The sequence below is a fragment of the Enterobacter cloacae complex sp. 6730903 genome (assembly GCF_048283985.1).
GTDB lineage: Bacteria > Pseudomonadota > Gammaproteobacteria > Enterobacterales > Enterobacteriaceae > Enterobacter > Enterobacter hormaechei_C.
Genome location: NZ_JBLVXX010000212.1, coordinates 1 through 292, shown reverse-complemented (window position 1 = coordinate 292; position 292 = coordinate 1). Strand labels below are relative to the sequence as shown.

Below are 292 nucleotides of genomic sequence, written 5' to 3'. Positions count from 1 at the left end.
GTGTTCGCAGTAAAAGATGGTGGAGCTATGCGGGATCGAACCGCAGACCTCCTGCGTGCAAGGCAGGCGCTCTCCCAGCTGAGCTATAGCCCCATCGTAGTCACCTCTGTACCGGTAATTTTTGTTGAGGCAAGGCGTGGTGACACAAAGCATACTTATGTATGTGAGTGTCGCCGCAACGCAGCATCAGCAAAAATTTGGTAGGCCTGAGTGGACTTGAACCACCGACCTCACCCTTATCAGGGGTGCGCTCTAACCACCTGAGCTACAAGCCTGTAGAGGTTTTTTACTG

2 tRNA genes are annotated in these 292 nt (G+C 52.7%); both read right to left on the bottom strand.

Annotation, left to right across the window (positions count from 1 at the left end):
• Positions 1-17: 17 nt before the first annotated feature.
• Positions 18-93 (bottom strand) — tRNA-Ala (locus ACNQ0W_RS25625).
• Between the two features lie 105 nt (positions 94-198).
• A tRNA-Ile gene (locus ACNQ0W_RS25620) sits at positions 199-275 on the bottom strand.
• Positions 276-292: the final 17 nt, after the last annotated feature.